The sequence below is a fragment of the Rubrivirga marina genome (genome assembly GCF_002283365.1).
Lineage (GTDB): Bacteria > Bacteroidota > Rhodothermia > Rhodothermales > Rubricoccaceae > Rubrivirga > Rubrivirga marina.
The window spans coordinates 1,013,896-1,030,066 of record NZ_MQWD01000001.1; the positions used below are offsets into that span (position 1 = coordinate 1,013,896).

The following is a 16,171-nucleotide window of genomic DNA, read 5'->3' on the forward strand; positions in this document are numbered from 1 at the left end:
CGCCGAGGCGGGAGGAGCCACACACCGATGACCGACCCGCGGATCGCCCTGCTCCTCCACGCGCTCGACCGGTCGTTCGACGGGACGGGTTGGCACGGGCCGACGCTCGTGGGCGCGACGCGCGGGATGGACGAAGACGCCGCGAGCTGGCGGCCTGCGCCCGACGCGCACAACGCGTGGGAATACGTCGTCCACACCGCGTACTGGACGTACCGCGTCCTCCGGCACGTCGCCGAGGAGCCGCCCGCCCACTTCGACGAGGCGGGCTCCAACTTTTTCGAGCGCCCCGCCGAAGGGAGGGCGCTGGCCGACGACCTCGACCGGCTCCGCGACTGGCACTACCGGCTGGTCGAGGCCGTCGAGGCGTTCGACCCGGAACGGCTGGACGAGACGGCGTACGACGACTACTCCTTCGGAGACGCCATCGCGGGGATCGCGGCGCACGACGCGTACCACGCGGGGCAGATCCGCCTGCTCCGTCGCCTCCAGGGCGATCTGTAGTCGCCGAGGCAAGGATGCGCGAGCGGGAGTGCGAGGCGTTCTTCGAGGCGTCCACCCGTTCGCCGATGCGCACGCTCGTCCTGCTCGCCGCCTTCCCTCTCGCGGTCTCCGCCCAGTCCGTCGGTTCGTTCTCGGAGCCGGTGACCGAGTCGGACGCGCCGCCGCGCGTCTGCGTGGACCTCGAAAGCACGCAGGTCTGCCGCACGGTCGATGACGACGGCGAAGGCGTCATCGAGGTGGAGGGGGCTGGGTTCGGAGGCGCATTGTGGCGAGCGTCGGCGCCGGGTATCGTCGACGACGTCCGCGCGTTTCGGGTCGTGTGGGGGGATGGGCGGAGCGCGCTCGCCGTCGCCGTGTTGGAGGGCGTCTCCAACGGCCTCGGCGTCGCCACGTGGTCGGTTCACGTCGTCCCCGAGGGGGCGGATCAGCCGGCGTACGGGTTCATCGCGCGCGACTTCGACCCCGAGGGCGGCAGCTTCGCGACGTGGGGCGGCGAGCCCGTCGTCTGGGCCACGGAGTGGATGGAGGCCGAGGACCCGGCCGGGCGCCGCGGCACCGGCATGTACCTCGTCGGGCGCCCGTTTTTCATCGGCGCCGACGGGCTGGCGCCGGCCGCCGACCTGCCGATCCGTGCGCGGCGTCTTCTAGCGGAGTTCCGAACCGAGCCCGGCGGGCCGGTCGGCTGGCTGTCGAGCCGCGCGGCCGAGACGCGCCGCCAGGACCCCGCGCGTTCCGGGGCGCCGGGGGGCGACGCCGGCCGGATCACGTCCGTCCGCCCCGGCCCCGACGGCTTCCGCGTGACCTGGACCGACGGCGCGACCGAGCGCGCGTTCGTCGTCGACCCATGGAGCCCGCCGGCCGACGCCGAGGCGGCCCGCCTCGGCGACCGCGCCACGGGCCGGCTCTACCCTCTCGCGTACCGCCCCGCCGACCTCGATGGCCGCGCCGCCACCCTCGGGATGGGTGCCGGGGGGACCGTCACTCTCTGGCTCGACTAGGCTGGCACGCTCGTCGAGGCGGGCGCCGTTGCAAACCGGCGGCGGAGGACAGGGAGCAGCCCGAGCAAGACGACTGCCGCCACCCCAGCGAGGCCGCCGGCCCCGAGCCACAGCTCCTCCGACCCGGCGGCCGTGAGCACAAGCCCGCCAAGCGCAGGGCCGACGGTCTTCGACAGGCCCCAACTCGCGTGGTAGACGCCCTGGTACGAGCCGCGGAGGTGCGCCGGCGCCAGCCGCGACACGATGGTCGGGACGACGGGGAGGAACGCCATCTCGCCGAGCGTCCAGATCACGGCGAAGGCGGCGTAGGCCCAGAACGTCTCGGCGGTCGCCGTGAGCGCGAGGCCGATCGCGACGAGGGCGACCGCGCCCGGCACGAGCACCGTCGTCAGCCGGTCGCCCACGTACGCGGCCACGGGCAGCCCGATGAGCACGATCAGCCCGCCGTTGACGGTCACGACGAGGCCGAACTCGAGCTCGTTCAGCCCGTCGGCGGCCATGGTGATCGGGAGCGACGAGAACAGCTGGAAGAACCCGATGCCGACGAGGAGGACGGCGACGGCCAGCGCGGCGAGCGCTCCGTCGCGGGCGAGAGGGCGGAGCGACAGCGTCCGCGCCGCGCTCTCGTCCGATAGAGGCCGCGTTTCGGGAACGGCTACGAGCACGATCGCGGCGTAGCCGAGGAGCGTCGCGCCTTCCAGCCAGAACAGCCCGGCGTACGACCGCGCGGCGATGAGCCCGCCGAGCGCCGGCCCCACCGCTGCGCCGAGGTTGATGGCCCAGTAGACGATGGCGTAGGCCCGCGGCTGGCGCTCTTCGGGGAGCATGTCGGCCACGGCCGCCGAGACGGCGGGCCGGTACATCTCAGCCAAGAGCCCGAACGCGAACGCCAGCGCCGCGATGGCCGCGTAGGTCGGCGCGGCCGGGAGGAGAGCGACGGGCACGGCGGCCCCGGCGAGGCTCGCCAGGAGGACCGGCCGTCGCCCGATCCGGTCTGAGACCCAGCCGCCCGTGAAGCCGCCCACGAACGAGCCGGCGCCGTAGAGCGACACCGCCAGCGTCGCCTGCGCCACGCTGAATCCACGTTGGCCGTGGAGGTACAGCGCGAGGAACGGCAGGACGACGAGGCCCGTCCGGTTCACGAACGTGCCCACGACGAGCATCCAGAACGGGCGGGGGTAGGCCGCGTAGGCGGCGCGCAGGCGAGTTCCGGTCACGCCCGAACGTACCGCGCCCCGGACAGCCGGGGCCGTCCGGGGCGCGGAGAATCGAGAGGCGGGCCTACTTCTTCTCGAGCTTGTCAGCCGCCTTGCCGAGGAGTTCCGTCGCCTTCGACGCCGCCTTGTCGGCGAGGTCGCCGGCGGCGTGGGCCGCCTTGTCGGCCGCCTTCTTGGCCTGCTGCTTCACGGCGTCCGGCGCGAGGTCCGACGCCTTGTCGGCGAGGGTCTTGGCCGCGCCCTCGGCCGAGTCGGCGGCCTTCTTGGCGAGGTCGCCCGCGCCGTCTTTCAAGCTGTCGAGGTTCATGGCGGTGGGGGTGGGTGGTCGAGGAGTCTACGGCCCAGCCCCCAGCCGGGTCCTAGTCGATGGCGTCCTCGGCCCGGTCGGCCGCGTCGGCGTAGGTGTCGCCGGCCTTCTTGCGGGCCTTCCCGCCCATCTCCTCGGCCGCGCCTTCGGCCTGCATCCGCTCGTTGTCCATCGCGTCGCCGACGGCCTTCTTGACCTTGCCCTTGACCTCGTCGAAGGCGCCGGCCGCCTGCTCCTTGCGCCCGCGGGCTTCCTCCTTGTGGAGTTTGCGCTGCGCGTCGTTGGTGATGTCGTCCATGGTGGGGGAGGGGGAACGTGAAAGGACGGCTTAGACGGAAGCGCTTCCCGGACGGGTCCGCCGCCGGGCCGTCTTTGCTCTGGCCCGTGGATTCCCCTACTCCACCTCGGCGGCCCGCTCGCGGTAGGCGTCGCGCGAGCGGACGTAGTCGTCGGCGAGGCGGTCGGTGATCCGCTCGGCGGCGAGGTCGGCGAGGCGGCCGAGGCCGGTCGCCATGTCGCGGGACGAGAGCGAGGCGAGGGCCCGGCCTGTGATGACGTTGCCGGCCGCGAGCGGGAGCCCGAACAGGGACCGGTCCACGACCTCGCGCTCGCGGAGCTCGGCGTCCCACAGCGACGCGCCGGTCCGGGCGTTGAGGAGGTGGACCTCACCGATCAGAATGAAATAGACGGCCCCCTCGTACGAGTCGGCCACGAGGGCGTAGTCGGCGATGCGGAGGTCGAGGACGAAGTCGGACGCCTCGGGCGTCGGGGCGGGGGCGAAGCGGAGGAGCGAGGCCGTCCGCGCCAGCGACTGCCGCGCGATCCGGTCGGCCACGTCGACCGTGGCCACGACGCTGTCGAGGCGGGCCTGGGCGCGACGCGCCTGCCGACGCTTGTCGAGCGACGTCCCCACGCGCACGGCCGTCCCGACCGGGTCGTACGGGTCGATCCCCGACTCGATGGGGCTGCCGGCCTGGACGCGTGGGGCCGGCGGGATGGCGGCGGTCACGGCCACCCGGCGGCCGTCGAGCGAGACCTCGTCGAGCCGGTTCGAGGTCCCGCACCCCGAGGCGGCCAGGAGGACGGCGGCGAGGGCGGCGAGCAGGCGGGGGCGGGGGAACACGGTCGAACGCGGTGGGTGAGCGGTGGGCCTCTCGGAGGCCCTAGCTTAGCCGCTCCTCCCCCGGCCTCGGTAACCCCCGGTCCCCTCGTCATGCCCTACGTCGTCGCTCAGCCCTGCATCAACTGCAAGCACACGGACTGCGTCGAGGTCTGCCCCGTCGACTGCTTCTACGAGGGCCCGAACTTCCTCGCGATCCACCCCGACGAGTGCATCGACTGCAACGCCTGCGTGCCGGCGTGCCCTGTCGAGGCCATCTACGCCGACGACGAGCTCCCGGAGGAGTGGGCCCACTACACCGAGTGGAACGCGTACCTCGCCAACCAGTGGCAGGCCCTCGGCTACAACATCACGGAGAAGAAGCCGGAGCTCCCGGACGCCGAGACGTGGGCCTCGCCGCCGGAGTCGGAGACGAAGAACGAGGAGGACATCCTCACATGGGAGGGCGCCGAGTAAGCGCTCACGGTGTGGTCCTGGCGGTGCGGCCTCGGCGCGACGCTTGTCACGTTCGCCGTCCAGTACGTCGGCCCGGTCGTCCGCGTCAGAAACGAGTGTGAGCCGCGCGATGCCCCGGCGTGGGTCGGGCCGGTTCTCGCCGCCGGCCTCCCGCTCTACTGGGTCTCGGACAGCCCCTGGATCTCGGCGGTCAGCTCCCTCACCCCGTTCGTCGAGGCCCCCGTCCGATGGTGGGCGCTCTTGGCGGATGCCACGTTCGGGGGCGTCGCCTTCGCCGTCGTGGCGAGAGCGCGAAAGAGCCGGACGCGTCAGTCGACCTAGAGGACGACCGCCAGCATGGCGACGGCGAGCACGGTCGACACGAGGGCCGAGCGGATCGCGGAACGGGAGGGGAAGTAGGGCACGGTCGTGGGGACCAGGGTGGCCCCAAGGTGCTGGACCCGGGCGGTTTAGGTCAAGAGTGTGCCCATGATCGTTTCCTGATGGTTTGCCTGAGATCTGGGTCAAGAATGCGACATTAGGCGTTCCACTGGCCGCCTCGCGATGCCCACCTGCGCCTTCCTCACCACCGACGACCTCGACGCCTTCGTGACGTACGACGCCGAGGCCGTGGCGCCCCTCGCCGCGCTCGGGTGGACCGTCGAGGACGTCGCATGGCGCGCCGAGGCCGACTGGGACGCCTACGACGCCGTCGTCGTCCGGTCGCCCTGGGATTACCAGGACGCCCCGGATCACTTCTTGGAGGTGCTCGGCGCCATCGACCGGTCGTCGGCGCGGCTGGAGAACCCGCTGCCGGTGATCCGCTGGAACCTCCGCAAGACGTACCTCCGCGACCTGGAGCGCGCCGGCGTGCCCGTCGTCCCGACGCGCTGGGCGGAGGACGGCCTGACCGCCGGCACGCTGGCCGCGGCCTTCCGTCAGTGGGACGTGGCTGGGGTCGTCGCCAAGCCGATCGTCAGCGCCAACGCTGACGGGACGTTCCGCCTCGGCGCCGAGGCGGACGGGGTCGAGGCGCTGTCGGCGCTCGCTGACCGGCCGTCTCTCGTCCAGCCATTCGTGCCGGCGGTCGTGGAGGAGGGCGAGTACTCCGTCTTCGCGTTCGGCGGGGCCGTCAGCCACGCGATCCTCAAGACGCCGGCTGCGGGCGACTTCCGGGTGCAGGAGGAGCACGGCGGCGTGATTCGCGGCGTGGAGCCGGAGCCCGCGCTCCTCGACCTCACGCACCGCGCGCTCGCCGCCGTGCCCCACGACCGCCCGCTCCTTTACGCCCGCGTCGACGCCGTGCGGATGCCCGACGGCGCGTGGGCGGTGATGGAGCTCGAACTCATCGAGCCGTCGCTGTACTTCTCCTATTCGGAGGGATCGGCCGCCCGCTTCGCCGCGGTCCTCGACGCGCTGTGCCGATGAGCCCGCGTCGGCGGTGCCGCTGATCCGGCCTGTCCCTCCTGTCATCCTGAGCAGAGCGAAAGATCTCGTGTCGGCTGACGGTTCGCGGTCGCGAGCGCGGCACGCGAGTCCGACGAGATCCTTCGACTCCCCCGCTGCGCGGCTCCGCTCAGGATGACGGGCAGGTGGGGAGGTGAGCGACCGAGGCGGGCGGTCCTCCGTCTCGGGAGGGCACCCGTGCGGCGCGTCCGCGTACGCGGACGCCCCCGATCCCCCCACGATGCAGCCACCCCAGAGCCCGCCCGACAGCACGCCCGCCGAGATCGACGCGGCCCTCGCCGACCTCCAGGCCCACGCGACGGAGTGGGCCCGCCTGCCGATCCCTGCGAAGGTCGACCTGTTGGAGACGATCCTCCCTCGCATCGCCGACGTCGCCGGCCGCTGGGTGACGGCGGCGTCGCGCGCGAAGGGGCTGGCCGTCGGCTCGCCGCTGCGGGCCGAGGAGTGGACCTCCGGGCCGTGGGCCGTCGCCAACTACGTCGGGGCGCTGGTGGAGACGCTGCGGCACATCGAAGCGGGGACGGTCGCCGAAGCGCTCCGCGGACGCGTCCGCCAGCGGCTCGACGGGCAGGCCGTCGTGCGTGTGTTGCCGGACGGGCTGTACGACCGCGTCCTCCTGAACGGCGTCGAGGCCGACGTGTGGATGCAGCCGGGCGTGGCGGCGGCCGAGGTCCCGGAGACGGTCGGGCGGTTCTACCGGGAAGAGGACCCGGAGGGAGCGGTTGCGCTGGTCCTCGGCGCGGGCAACATCGCGGCGATCCCGGCGCTCGACGTGCTCTACAAACTGTTCGCCGAGGGGCAGGTGGCCCTGCTCAAGATGAACCCGGTGAACGGCTACCTCCAGCCACTCTTCGAGACCGTGTTCGGCGCGTTCGTCGAGGCCGGATACCTCCGGTTCGTGGCCGGCGGCGCGGACGTCGGGGCGTACCTCACCGGCCACGACGCGGTCGACGCCATCCACATGACGGGGAGCGCAGCGACGCACGATGCCATCGTCTACGGGACGGGCGCGGAGGGGGCGGGCCGGAAGGCGCGCGACGAGCCGCGAATCGAGGTGCCCGTGTCGAGCGAGCTCGGCGGCGTGAGCCCGTGTCTCGTGGTCCCGGGTGACTGGTCGGAGCCGGACCTCGTGTTCCAGGCGGAGAACGTGGCGTCCCAGAAGCTCCACAACAGCGGGTTTAACTGCATCGCCAGTCAGGTCCTCGTGCTGGCCGACGGGTGGCGTCAGCGGGGCGCGTTTCTGGGCGAGCTCCGCCGCGTGCTGGCGTCGGTCGAGGACCGTCCAGCCTACTACCCCGGCGCCCAGGAGCGCCTCGACGCGTTCGCCGAAGCGTACCCGACCGCCGAGCGCCTCGGCGACGACTCCCAGCGCCTCCTGGCGACCGTCTCGTCTGAGGCCGGCGAGCCCGCGTTCGAGGAGGAGGTCTTCGGCCCGGCCCTCGCCGTGACCGACCTCCCCGGCGGCGACGACCCCGCCGACTGGCTCGACCGCGCCGTCGACTGGGGCAACGAGACGCTCGCGGGCACGCTCGGCGCCACGATCCTCATCCACCCGCGGACGCGCAAGGCGATGGGGGCGCGATTCGACGACGCCGTCGCGCGGCTCCGCTACGGGACGATCGGCGTCAACGTGTGGTCGGGCGCGGGCTTCTTCGTGGCGCAGGGCGCGTGGGGCGCGTTTCCCGGCCACACCCGCGACGACGTGCAGAGCGGGATCGGCGTGGTCCACAACAGCTGGCTGTTCGAGCGGCCGCAGAAGACGGTGCTCTCCGGTCCGTTCGCGCCGTTCCCACGCTCGCTCCTCCTCGGCGAGACGCACACGGCCCCGACGCCGCTCTACTTTGTGACGAACGAGACGGCCGAGACGACGGCCCGCCGCGTGACCGAGTTCGCGACGGCGCCGAGCCCGGCCAAGCTGCCGGCGATCGTGGCATCCGCGCTCCGCGGCTGAGACCGCCCGTGGCTGAGTCCCTCCGCCTCGACGCCGAGGCGGGCGGGGGCGAGGCCGGCCCGCATGGCCCCGACCGAGCACCCGTTCCACCGCCGGCCGCACCGGACGCTCCTCGCGCTGGGGCTCCCCGTGCTCGGGTCGCTCGTGGCCGAGCCCCTCACCGGGCTCGTCGACACGGCGTTCGTGGCGCGGCTCGGGACGGCGCCGCTCGCCGCGCTCGGCGTCGGGACGATCGTCCTCTCGGCGTCGCTATGGATCTTCAACTTCCTCGGCGTGGGCACGCAGACGGCCGTGGCGCAGGCGCTCGGCCGCGGGGAGCGGGAGGCGGCGGCGTCCACGACGGCCCACGCGCTCGCGTTGGCCATCGCGTGCGGCGTCGGCGTGGCAGTGCTCGGATGGTTCGGGGCGGTCCCGGTCTCCCGGTTGATGGGCGCGGAGGGCGCCATCACCGACCTCGCCGCCGCGTACGTCCGCATCCGCGTGCTGGGCGCGCCGGCCGTGCTGGTGACCGTCGCCGCGTTCGGCGCGCTGCGCGGGCGCGAGGACATGACGACGCCGCTGTGGGTGGCCGTCGGCGTCAACGTGCTGAACGCGGTGCTGGACGGGCCGCTCGTGTTCGGGTGGGGCCCGGCACCGGAGCTCGGCGTCGAGGGGGCCGCCTGGGCGAGCACGGTCGCTCAGTGGCTCGGCGCGGGGTGGGCCGTGCGGGCCGCGCTCGTGCGCCTCGGCCGGCCGGGCGCGCTCGCGTGGGCCGAGGTCGGGTCGCTCGTCCGCGTCGGCGGCGCCCTGTTCGTGCGGACCGGCCTGCTGACGCTCTTTCTCCTCCTCGCCACCCGCGCGGCGACGCAGGCCGGCGCCGAGGCGGGCGCGGCGCACCAGGCCATCCGTCAGGTGTGGGCGTTCACGGCCCTCTTTCTCGACGCCTTCGCCGTGACGGGCCAGAGCCTCGTGGCCGGGTTCGTGGGCGGTGGCACGCTCGTAGCGGCCCGGCGGGCGGCCCGCGTCGTGCTGGGGTGGAGCGCGGGGGTCGGCCTCGCGCTCGCGCTCGTCCTTCTGGCGGCGACGCCCATCGTGGGGGCGCTCCTCGTGCCCGAGGCGGCACGGCCCGTGTTCCGGACGGCGTGGCTCGCGTCGCTCGTCTTCCTCCCGGTCAACGGGCTCACGTTCGGGACCGACGGCGTCCACTGGGGGACGGGCGACTTCCGGTACCTCGCCGTCGCGGTCGCCGCGGCGACGGGGCTCGGCGCCGCCGGGCTCGCGCTCGTCCGTCCCGAGGCGCCCGACGCGCTCGCCCTCATCTGGTGGGTCACGGGCGGGTGGATCGTCGTCCGCGCTCTGTTCGGCCTCGTGCGGATCTGGCCGGGCGTCGGCCGCGCCCCGCTCGCCGGCTAGGTCCGCCTCGGCGCCGAGGCGGACCCCCTCACGGCCGCCGGCCGTAGGCCCCGGCGGAGGGGCACACCCGCGCGGCGTGCCCCTCCGCCCGTTTCCGACCGCTGACGGTACTCCCACACGGCCATGTCCGACAACGTCCTCCGAACCTCCGACGGCGAGCCCATCGACCTCGACGCGGTCGATTACCACGAGATCGCTCGTAGCGGCGACGCCGACGTGCTCGAAGCCTTCCTCCAGGCCGGCATCGACCCCGACCGCCGCGACGAGACGGGCCACACGCTCCTCATGATCGCGGCCTACGCCGACCAGGAGCCGACGACGACGCTGCTCCTCAAGCGCGGCGCCGACCCCGACGGGCCCGACGGACAGGGCAACACGCCGCTCATGGCGATGGCCTTCAAGGGCTACGTCGAGCGCGCCCGCCAGTTGTTGGATGCGGGCGCTCAGCCCAACCGGAAGGGGCCCGGCGGCGCGACGGCCCTCCACTACGCGGCCCGGTTCGGCCAGCTCGACATGGCGGCCCTCCTCGTCGCCCGCGGCGCCGACACGGAGGCCACCGACGACGAGGGGCGGACGCCCGCCGACCTCGCTCGCGAGAACGGCCACAGCTTCTTGGCCGGCCGCCTGAGCTGACTCCCTCCGCCCCGGCGTCGAGGCGGGCCAGGTGGCCGCGCTGTCGCGTCGCGGTCAGCCGGTCTCGACGGAGCCGGTGACGGGGACGCCCTCGATCGGGAGTGTGGGCTGGGGCGGGCTCGGCTCCTTCTCGACCACCTCGTAGAGGTCGAGCCGCCGGTCGGTCCAGGGGCGGACGGTCCCGGCGATCCGGTTGCGGCGCGTGAGCTCGAGGTCGAGGTCGGCCACGACGATCGCCTCGATGTTCGGTTCGCACTCGGCGGCCACGCCGTCGCGCGCGAACGGGAAGTCGCTGGGCGTGAAGACGCCGCTCTGGGCGTAGTTCACGTTCATGTTGTCGACGTCCGGGATGAGGCCCGTCACGCCGGCCGTGACGACGTACATCTGGTTCTCGATGGCCCGCGCCTGCGCGCACAGCCGCACGCGGAGGTAGCCCTGCCGGTTGTCGGTGCAGAACGGGACGAACAGGATCTGCGCCCCCTTCTGCGCCGCGATCCGCGCGACCTCCGGGAACTCGACGTCGTAGCAGATCGAGATGGCCACGCGCCCCCGGTCGGTGTCGAACACGCGGACGCCGGCGCCGGGGCGGACGCCCCACCAGCGGGCCTCGCTCGGCGTGATGTGGAGCTTCTTCTGCGCCTCGATCGTCCCGTCGCGCCGGAAGAGGTACGCCACGTTGTAGATCCCGTCGTCCTCCTCGACGTAGGTGCTCCCGCCGACGATGTTCGTGTTGTAGCGGACGGCGAGGTCGTGGAACAGGTCGAGGTAGTCGGGCGCGAGGGCGGCCAGCTGGCGGACGGCCTTCCCGCGGCGCGCCGTCGGCAGGAACGACAGGAGCTGGAGCGTAAAGATCTCCGGGAAGAGGACGAAGTCGGCCCGGTAGCCGCCGGCGGCGTCGACGAAGAACGTGACCTGCTTGGCGAACTCGTCGAACGACGCGACCGGCCGGACCGGGTACTGGACGGCGCACACCCGCACCGGGAACGTGCTCCGCGTCCGCTCGGCGGAGTCCGGCTGGTAGTGGAGGTTGACCCACTCCATGATGACGCCGTGGCCGAGGCTCTCCTCGTCGTCGGGGAGGTAGCCCTTCACGACGCGCTTGATGGCGAACCCGTTGGCGAGCTGGAAGCTCAGGACGGGCTCGACGAGCTCGCGTGCGACCACGGCCTCGACGTACTCCTGGGCCGTCATCTCGTCGGCCACCTTGTAGTACCCGGGCAGCCGCCCGCCGATCACGATCCGCTTGAGGTTCAGGCGGCGGCAGAGCACCTTCCGCTCCTCGTAGAGCCGCCGCCCGATCCGCATCCCCTGGAACGCGGGGTCGACGGCGACCTCGATGCCGTAGAGCGAGTCGCCGTCGGGGTCGTGGCTCCCGGCGAGGTCGTCGTGGACGACGTCGTCATAGACGTGGCTCGGCCCGTACTCGTCGACGTCGACCTGGAGGCTGAGGGCCGTCGCCACGAGGCGGCCGTCGATCTCGACGCCGATCTGGCCCTCGGGGAACCGCTCGGTGAGCGCGTCGAGCTCGCGCTCGGACCACGTCTCCATGCCGGGGAAGCACAGGCCGTGGAGGCGGACGATGGCGTCGTGGTCCGCCGGCGTGAGCGGGCGGACGCGGAGCTGGGTCTGGAAGTCGTCGAGGTCGATTTCGGGCACAGAGGTGGAAGGCGGCGTCCGCCTTGAACCGCCGCCGCCCGCGACGGCTCCCTCCGCCTCGGCGCCGCGACCGAGACACCGAGGCGGGCGGGGTCAGCCCGCGGCCGTGAGCACGCGGACCGTCACCAGCAGCTGCCCCACGTGCCGCTGGCTGTGCTCCGCGGCGTGGACGAGCAGGCCGAGCACGGTCGACGGAAGCCCCTTCCGTCCGACGCCGCGCGGCTCGGTGAGCGTGACGGGGTCGGTCGCGCGGAGCTGGGCGAGCGCGGCGTCGACGCGGGCGGTGAAGGCATCGGCCAGCGCGGCGGGCGTGAGCGCGTCGTCGGGGGCGCCCTCGGCGCGCAGCGAGGCGAACTGCCGGTCGGTCAGCGCCTCGCCGCGGGCGTAGGTCAGCATCCGGTCGAGGACGCCGTCGAGGTGCTGGAGGTGGAAGCCGGCCGAGGCCACGCCGCCGGGGCGCTCCCAGAGCTTGCTGGCGGGGAGCTCGGCCGCCAGCGCCGCGGCGTCCTCCCGCGCCTGCAGGAGCGCGTGCGCCACGGGCTGGAGGAGCGCTGGCACGCCCTCGACCGGTCCGCGGAGCCAGACTTCGGGCCGATCGGCCATGGGTTGGGGCGTCTGCCTCGGCCCGTCGGCTTCGCTCAGGAGCGCCGCCGAGGCGGGCTAGGCCAGGTTGTGGAAGACGCGCTGGACGTCCTCGTCGCCCTCGATCTTCGCCACCAGCTCGAGCACGGCGTCGGCCTGCTCGTCCGGGAGCTCCGTCGTGGTGGAGGGGACGTACTCGACCTCGGCGGCGATCGGCTCGATGCCGCGCGCCTCGAGCGCCCGCTGCATCTGGCCGAAGTCGGAGAACGCGCAGCGCGCGAGGAGCGCGTCGCGGCCGTCCTCCGTCGTCGTCTCGGTCAGCTCCTCCAGCCCCTCGTCGATCAGCTCCAGCTCGAGCTCGTCGCGGTCGCCGACGGCCTCGGGGTCGAGCGTGAACGCGCCCATCTTGGTGAACTGGAAGGCGACCGAGCCGCTCGTGCCGAGGTTGCCGCCGCCGCGCGAGAGGAGGGCCCGGAGGTTGGCGACGGTCCGGTTCACGTTGTCCGTCGCGGCCTCCACGAGGAGCGGCACGCCGTGCGGCGCGTAGCCCTCGTAGAGGACCTCGTCGTAGCTCGCGGTGTCCTTGCCGAGCGCCCGCTTGATGGCCGCGTCCACCTTGTCCTTGGGCATGTTGACGCCCTTGGCGTTCTGGATGGCCCGGCGGAGCTGGGGGTTGAGGTCGGGGTCCGGCCCCCCGGCCTTGACGGCGATGACGATGTCCTTCCCGATCCGGGTGAACTGCTTCGCCATCCGGTCGTAGCGCGCGAACATCGTGTGCTTGCGCTTCTCGAACATGCGGCCCATGCGTGCGGGGGCTTGGTGAGGCGCGGAAGCTAGCGGCCCGGCCGTGGAGCGCCCGCGAATCGGACGCGGGGTGCCCGTCTCGGCGCCGAGGCGGAGCGAGCCGAGCGAGCGCCTAGCGGCGGACCACCGTCCCGCCGGCCCCGCCCGCCTCGGTCGTCACGCGGAAGAGGTAGACGCCGGGCGTCAGCGCCGTCGCGTCGAACGGGAGCCGGTGCGCGCCGGCCGCGAGCCGCCCGTCGAACGCGACGGCCACGCGCCGGCCGAGCACGTCGAACACCTCGACGGTCACGGCGCCCGCGCGGGGCAGGGTCACGCGGAACGCCGTCGGGCCGTCGGACGGATTGGGCACCGGCGCGGCGACCTCGGCCCCGTCCGGCACTTCGTCCGGCGCCGCCGTGGTGCGGGCCGGGACGAAGTCGGCGACGAGCGGGAGGTGGTCGGAGGCCACGCCCGTGTCGGTCGCGCGGAGGCCGGCCGTGGCGAGCGCGTCGGCCGAGAGGTGCGGCGTGAACAGGACGAACGCGTTGTCGAGGTCGAGCGCGCTGTCGGTGTAGACGACGAAGTCGAGCCGGCCGGCGGGGAAGTCGCTGCCGGGGTTGTACCACGTGAAGGACGCCGGCGCGCCGACGTGGAGCGGGAGCGCGTCGGTGAGGTCGGTCCCGTCGAGGTCCGGCGCGAAGTCCGGCCCGAACCGGGCGTTGTCGACGAGGTCGCCCGTCAGCATCGTCTGGAGCGGCCGGTCCGTCCCAACCATGTTGAGGTCGCCGACGATCGCGACCGGCGTCTCCGGGTCGACGCCCGCGACGCTCCCCTCGCCGACCTCGCGGACGAACCGCATGAACCGGTCGGTCTCTTCGATCCGCCCGCTCTCGTTGGTGCAGCACGGCGTGTGCGCGCTGATGACGAGGAGGTCGCGCTCCCACTCGCCCGGCGTCTCGACCACGAACGCGCTGTTGCCCCCGAGGTCGCGCTCGAGCGTTACGGGCCAGCGGCTCACGAGGAGGTTGTCGGAGCCGGCGTCGCCGCTGTACCACGTGCCGCCGAGCGCCTCGGCCACGAGCGCCGCCGCCTCGGCCCCCGAGTGGTCGTAGATCTCCTGGAACGCGACGACGTCCGGCCCGATCGCCCGGATGATCCTCGTGAACGCCGCCTTCGGCGCGCCCTCGAAGACGCTGTCGAACAGGACGTTGTAGCTCAGCACGCGGACGGCCCCGTCGCGCCGGTCGAGCGCGGGCCCCTCGTAGGGGGGGAGCGCCGTCGTCCGGTCGAGGACGTAGGCGACGCCGGCCTCGGCCTGCGGCAGCCGCTCGCCGCCGGCGGTCGCCAGCGCCACGAGGACCGTGTCACCCGGGAACAGGCGGGCTCCGCCGACTTCCATGTCGAGGGCGATCTCGACCTCGTACTCCGCGGACGCGTACGTCGGCGCCCACACGAGGCCGAGGTCGGCGTGCTCGACGGGGATCTGGCGACCCTCTGCGTAGACCGTCCCGGAGCGGGCGCCGAAGGCGAACACGAGGTCTGCCCCCATGCCCGGCGCCGCCCGGCCGGTCGCGGCGTCCGCGTCCGTGTCGAGATACAGGACGAGGTCGTTGTCCTGCTGGAGCAGCAGGACATCGTCGAACGTGAGTCGGAGGCGGAGCGCGCGCTCGTCGTTCGTGATCGAGAGGGCGCGGAGGTCGACCTCGCCTGCCGGCTGGTCGGCCGGGTCGAGGGCGATCGGCTCAACGTCGTTCCAGTCGTCGAACCGGCCATCCGGGATGATCCGTGCGGCGCCCGAGGCGGCCACCCTCGTGCCCCACGTCGCGCTCGGTCCGCGTCCGGCCGCGCCTTCGGTGTCGACGGGAGTCTGAGCGAGGGCCGGAGGGAGGAGCGCCGCGACGGCGCAGAGCACCGCGAGGCGGAGGAAGGACAGAGGCAACGGTCGGGGGACGGTCTACACAGACGGCCGAATCTAGGGCCCCAGATGTGTGGACCGTGTTCAGACCTCAACCGTCGGCGACAGATCTGGCGACGCGGCTCCCACGGTGTCGCCGCTAGAAATGAGCGTTGGCGAACGGGAGCAGCCGCTTCCAGCCCCGGTTGTTGCCGGCCCAGTTGAGGAGCCCGATCTGGACGCCGTGGAGCGACCCCGCGATGTTGACGATCCCGATGCTGAGCCCGCGCATCTCGCCGCGGACGTTCGAGTACGGGCTAATGGCGACGCCGCGGAGCACGCCGTCGCGCGGGACCCGGACCGTCGCCCCCGCCACGAGAAGGCCTCGCCCGTCGGCGGTGCCGGCGCCGAGCCCGCCGATCGCCACGCCCCGGAGTTCGGACGCCCCGGCCCCGAGGCCGCCCACGAGGAGGCCGTCGGCCCGCCCGCCCACGCCGGCCCCGAGGCCGCCGACGCCGATCCCTCGGAAGTCGCCCCCGACGCCGACGCCCGCGCCGCCAATCAAGAGTCCGTCGGCCCGCTCGCCGACGCCCACGCCGAGCCCGCCGACCGCGATGCCCGTGACGTCACCCCCCGCCCCGATGCCGAGGCCGCCGACCCAGAGGCCGACCACGTCGCCGCCCGCGCCGACGCCCAGCCCGCCCGCACCGACTCCGACGAGGTCGCCGCCCGCTCCGATCCCGAGTCCGCCGAGGCCGATGCCCTGAACGTCGTCGCCCGCACCGACGCCGAGCCCGCCCACCACGAGGCCGCGCACGCTTCCGCCCGCGCCGACGCCGAGGCCGCCGAGGGCGATCCCGTCGAGCCGGTCCGTGGCGCTCACGCCGCCCAGGCCCACCGCGATGCCCTCCACCTCGGCGGCGCCCGTGAGCGGGAGGCCGAGGGCGAGGCCGGAGATCCGCCCGACGCTGTCGGCCGGCGCCTTCGGCGCGAGGACCGTCGCGTTGATCCCGACGACCCGACGGAGCGCGCGGTCGCGGACGTTGAGCCGGAGCCCGGTCACGTGTGGCACGTCGCCGATCCCGATGCCGACGCCCTCGGCTCCGATCAGGACGCCGCCCGACGGCGGCGGGTCGGCCGGCTGGGCCGAGGCGGCGACGGACAGCAGGGCGGCGGCGAGAAGGGCGAGGCGCATGGGGCGGTGGGAGACGATCCGACCGCCTACGGCCGTGTCG

At 73.6% G+C, this 16,171-nt stretch carries 17 protein-coding genes; 8 read left to right on the top strand and 9 right to left on the bottom strand.

The window, feature by feature from the left end:
• The first annotated feature begins 27 nt into the window (after positions 1-27).
• A complete protein-coding gene (locus BSZ37_RS04030; protein WP_095509305.1) occupies positions 28-501 on the top strand; it encodes a DinB family protein in 474 nt (157 codons plus the stop codon).
• A gap of 65 nt (positions 502-566) precedes the next feature.
• Positions 567-1,499, top strand: coding sequence for a hypothetical protein (locus BSZ37_RS04035; protein WP_143537557.1), 933 nt, complete (start codon positions 567-569; stop codon positions 1,497-1,499).
• Here BSZ37_RS04035 and BSZ37_RS04040 read toward each other — a convergent pair.
• The 4 genes from BSZ37_RS04040 to BSZ37_RS04055 form a co-directional block, all read right to left on the bottom strand.
• Positions 1,496-2,716 (bottom strand): MDR family MFS transporter, encoded by a 1,221-nt coding sequence (locus tag BSZ37_RS04040; protein WP_095509307.1) that lies wholly within the window; start codon positions 2,714-2,716, stop codon positions 1,496-1,498. The genes BSZ37_RS04035 and BSZ37_RS04040 overlap by 4 nt on opposite strands.
• A gap of 64 nt (positions 2,717-2,780) precedes the next feature.
• A complete protein-coding gene (locus BSZ37_RS04045; RefSeq protein WP_095509308.1) occupies positions 2,781-3,023 on the bottom strand; it encodes a hypothetical protein in 243 nt (80 codons plus the stop codon).
• A 52-nt stretch (positions 3,024-3,075) separates the two neighbouring features.
• Positions 3,076-3,321 carry a CsbD family protein gene (locus tag BSZ37_RS04050; protein WP_095509309.1) on the bottom strand — a complete coding sequence of 82 codons (246 nt, stop codon included), beginning with the start codon at positions 3,319-3,321 and terminating at the stop codon, positions 3,076-3,078.
• Positions 3,322-3,417: 96 nt separating this feature from the next.
• Positions 3,418-4,146, bottom strand: coding sequence for a hypothetical protein (locus tag BSZ37_RS04055; protein ID WP_095509310.1), 729 nt, complete (start codon positions 4,144-4,146; stop codon positions 3,418-3,420).
• Positions 4,147-4,236: 90 nt separating this feature from the next.
• On the opposite strand from BSZ37_RS04055, the gene fdxA reads away from it, so the two are divergent.
• From fdxA to BSZ37_RS04085, 6 genes are all read left to right on the top strand, one after another.
• Entirely contained in the window at positions 4,237-4,599 is a 363-nt protein-coding gene (gene fdxA, locus BSZ37_RS04060) for a ferredoxin FdxA (RefSeq protein WP_095509311.1), read from the top strand.
• A 9-nt stretch (positions 4,600-4,608) separates the two neighbouring features.
• The gene (locus tag BSZ37_RS04065; protein ID WP_095509312.1) at positions 4,609-4,920 is read left to right on the top strand and encodes a hypothetical protein; all 312 of its coding nucleotides are present in this window, start codon (positions 4,609-4,611) and stop codon (positions 4,918-4,920) included.
• A 222-nt stretch (positions 4,921-5,142) separates the two neighbouring features.
• The gene (locus BSZ37_RS04070; RefSeq protein ID WP_095509313.1) at positions 5,143-6,006 is read left to right on the top strand and encodes an ATP-grasp domain-containing protein; all 864 of its coding nucleotides are present in this window, start codon (positions 5,143-5,145) and stop codon (positions 6,004-6,006) included.
• A 259-nt stretch (positions 6,007-6,265) separates the two neighbouring features.
• Entirely contained in the window at positions 6,266-7,996 is a 1,731-nt protein-coding gene (locus BSZ37_RS04075) for an aldehyde dehydrogenase family protein (RefSeq protein WP_095509314.1), read from the top strand.
• Between the two features lie 63 nt (positions 7,997-8,059).
• Positions 8,060-9,388 carry an MATE family efflux transporter gene (locus tag BSZ37_RS04080; RefSeq protein ID WP_095509315.1) on the top strand — a complete coding sequence of 443 codons (1,329 nt, stop codon included), beginning with the start codon at positions 8,060-8,062 and terminating at the stop codon, positions 9,386-9,388.
• Between the two features lie 123 nt (positions 9,389-9,511).
• Positions 9,512-10,021: an ankyrin repeat domain-containing protein gene (locus tag BSZ37_RS04085; protein ID WP_095509316.1), complete on the top strand. Its 510-nt coding sequence runs from the start codon at positions 9,512-9,514 to the stop codon at positions 10,019-10,021.
• Positions 10,022-10,075: 54 nt separating this feature from the next.
• Here the strand turns inward: BSZ37_RS04085 and BSZ37_RS04090 are convergent, their stop codons facing one another.
• The 5 genes from BSZ37_RS04090 to BSZ37_RS04110 form a co-directional block, all read right to left on the bottom strand.
• Positions 10,076-11,677: a bifunctional GNAT family N-acetyltransferase/carbon-nitrogen hydrolase family protein gene (locus BSZ37_RS04090; protein ID WP_095509317.1), complete on the bottom strand. Its 1,602-nt coding sequence runs from the start codon at positions 11,675-11,677 to the stop codon at positions 10,076-10,078.
• A gap of 93 nt (positions 11,678-11,770) precedes the next feature.
• On the bottom strand, positions 11,771-12,280 hold the full coding sequence (locus tag BSZ37_RS04095) for a DinB family protein (RefSeq protein WP_095509318.1): 510 nt from the start codon (positions 12,278-12,280) through the stop codon (positions 11,771-11,773).
• Positions 12,281-12,337: 57 nt separating this feature from the next.
• Positions 12,338-13,063 carry a YebC/PmpR family DNA-binding transcriptional regulator gene (locus tag BSZ37_RS04100; protein WP_095509319.1) on the bottom strand — a complete coding sequence of 242 codons (726 nt, stop codon included), beginning with the start codon at positions 13,061-13,063 and terminating at the stop codon, positions 12,338-12,340.
• A 112-nt stretch (positions 13,064-13,175) separates the two neighbouring features.
• Positions 13,176-14,981: an endonuclease/exonuclease/phosphatase family protein gene (locus BSZ37_RS04105; RefSeq protein ID WP_095509320.1), complete on the bottom strand. Its 1,806-nt coding sequence runs from the start codon at positions 14,979-14,981 to the stop codon at positions 13,176-13,178.
• 115 nt (positions 14,982-15,096) lie between these two features.
• Positions 15,097-16,131, bottom strand: coding sequence for an LA_2272 family surface repeat-containing protein (locus tag BSZ37_RS04110; RefSeq protein WP_095509321.1), 1,035 nt, complete (start codon positions 16,129-16,131; stop codon positions 15,097-15,099).
• Between the last annotated feature and the right edge of the window lie 40 nt (positions 16,132-16,171).

Excerpts from the sequence above, each read along its gene's own strand:
- BSZ37_RS04085 (WP_095509316.1), top strand. The coding sequence starts at position 9,512 with ATGTCCGACAACGTCCTCCGAACCTCCGACGGCGAGCCCATCGACCTC.
- BSZ37_RS04100 (WP_095509319.1), bottom strand. The coding sequence starts at position 13,063 with ATGGGCCGCATGTTCGAGAAGCGCAAGCACACGATGTTCGCGCGCTAC.
- fdxA (WP_095509311.1), top strand. The coding sequence starts at position 4,237 with ATGCCCTACGTCGTCGCTCAGCCCTGCATCAACTGCAAGCACACGGAC.
- BSZ37_RS04050 (WP_095509309.1), bottom strand. The coding sequence starts at position 3,321 with ATGGACGACATCACCAACGACGCGCAGCGCAAACTCCACAAGGAGGAA.
- BSZ37_RS04070 (WP_095509313.1), top strand. The coding sequence starts at position 5,143 with ATGCCCACCTGCGCCTTCCTCACCACCGACGACCTCGACGCCTTCGTG.
- BSZ37_RS04045 (WP_095509308.1), bottom strand. The coding sequence starts at position 3,023 with ATGAACCTCGACAGCTTGAAAGACGGCGCGGGCGACCTCGCCAAGAAG.
- BSZ37_RS04035 (WP_143537557.1), top strand. The coding sequence starts at position 567 with ATGCGCACGCTCGTCCTGCTCGCCGCCTTCCCTCTCGCGGTCTCCGCC.
- BSZ37_RS04030 (WP_095509305.1), top strand. The coding sequence starts at position 28 with ATGACCGACCCGCGGATCGCCCTGCTCCTCCACGCGCTCGACCGGTCG.
- BSZ37_RS04075 (WP_095509314.1), top strand. The coding sequence starts at position 6,266 with ATGCAGCCACCCCAGAGCCCGCCCGACAGCACGCCCGCCGAGATCGAC.
- BSZ37_RS04080 (WP_095509315.1), top strand. The coding sequence starts at position 8,060 with ATGGCCCCGACCGAGCACCCGTTCCACCGCCGGCCGCACCGGACGCTC.
- BSZ37_RS04095 (WP_095509318.1), bottom strand. The coding sequence starts at position 12,280 with ATGGCCGATCGGCCCGAAGTCTGGCTCCGCGGACCGGTCGAGGGCGTG.
- BSZ37_RS04110 (WP_095509321.1), bottom strand. The coding sequence starts at position 16,131 with ATGCGCCTCGCCCTTCTCGCCGCCGCCCTGCTGTCCGTCGCCGCCTCG.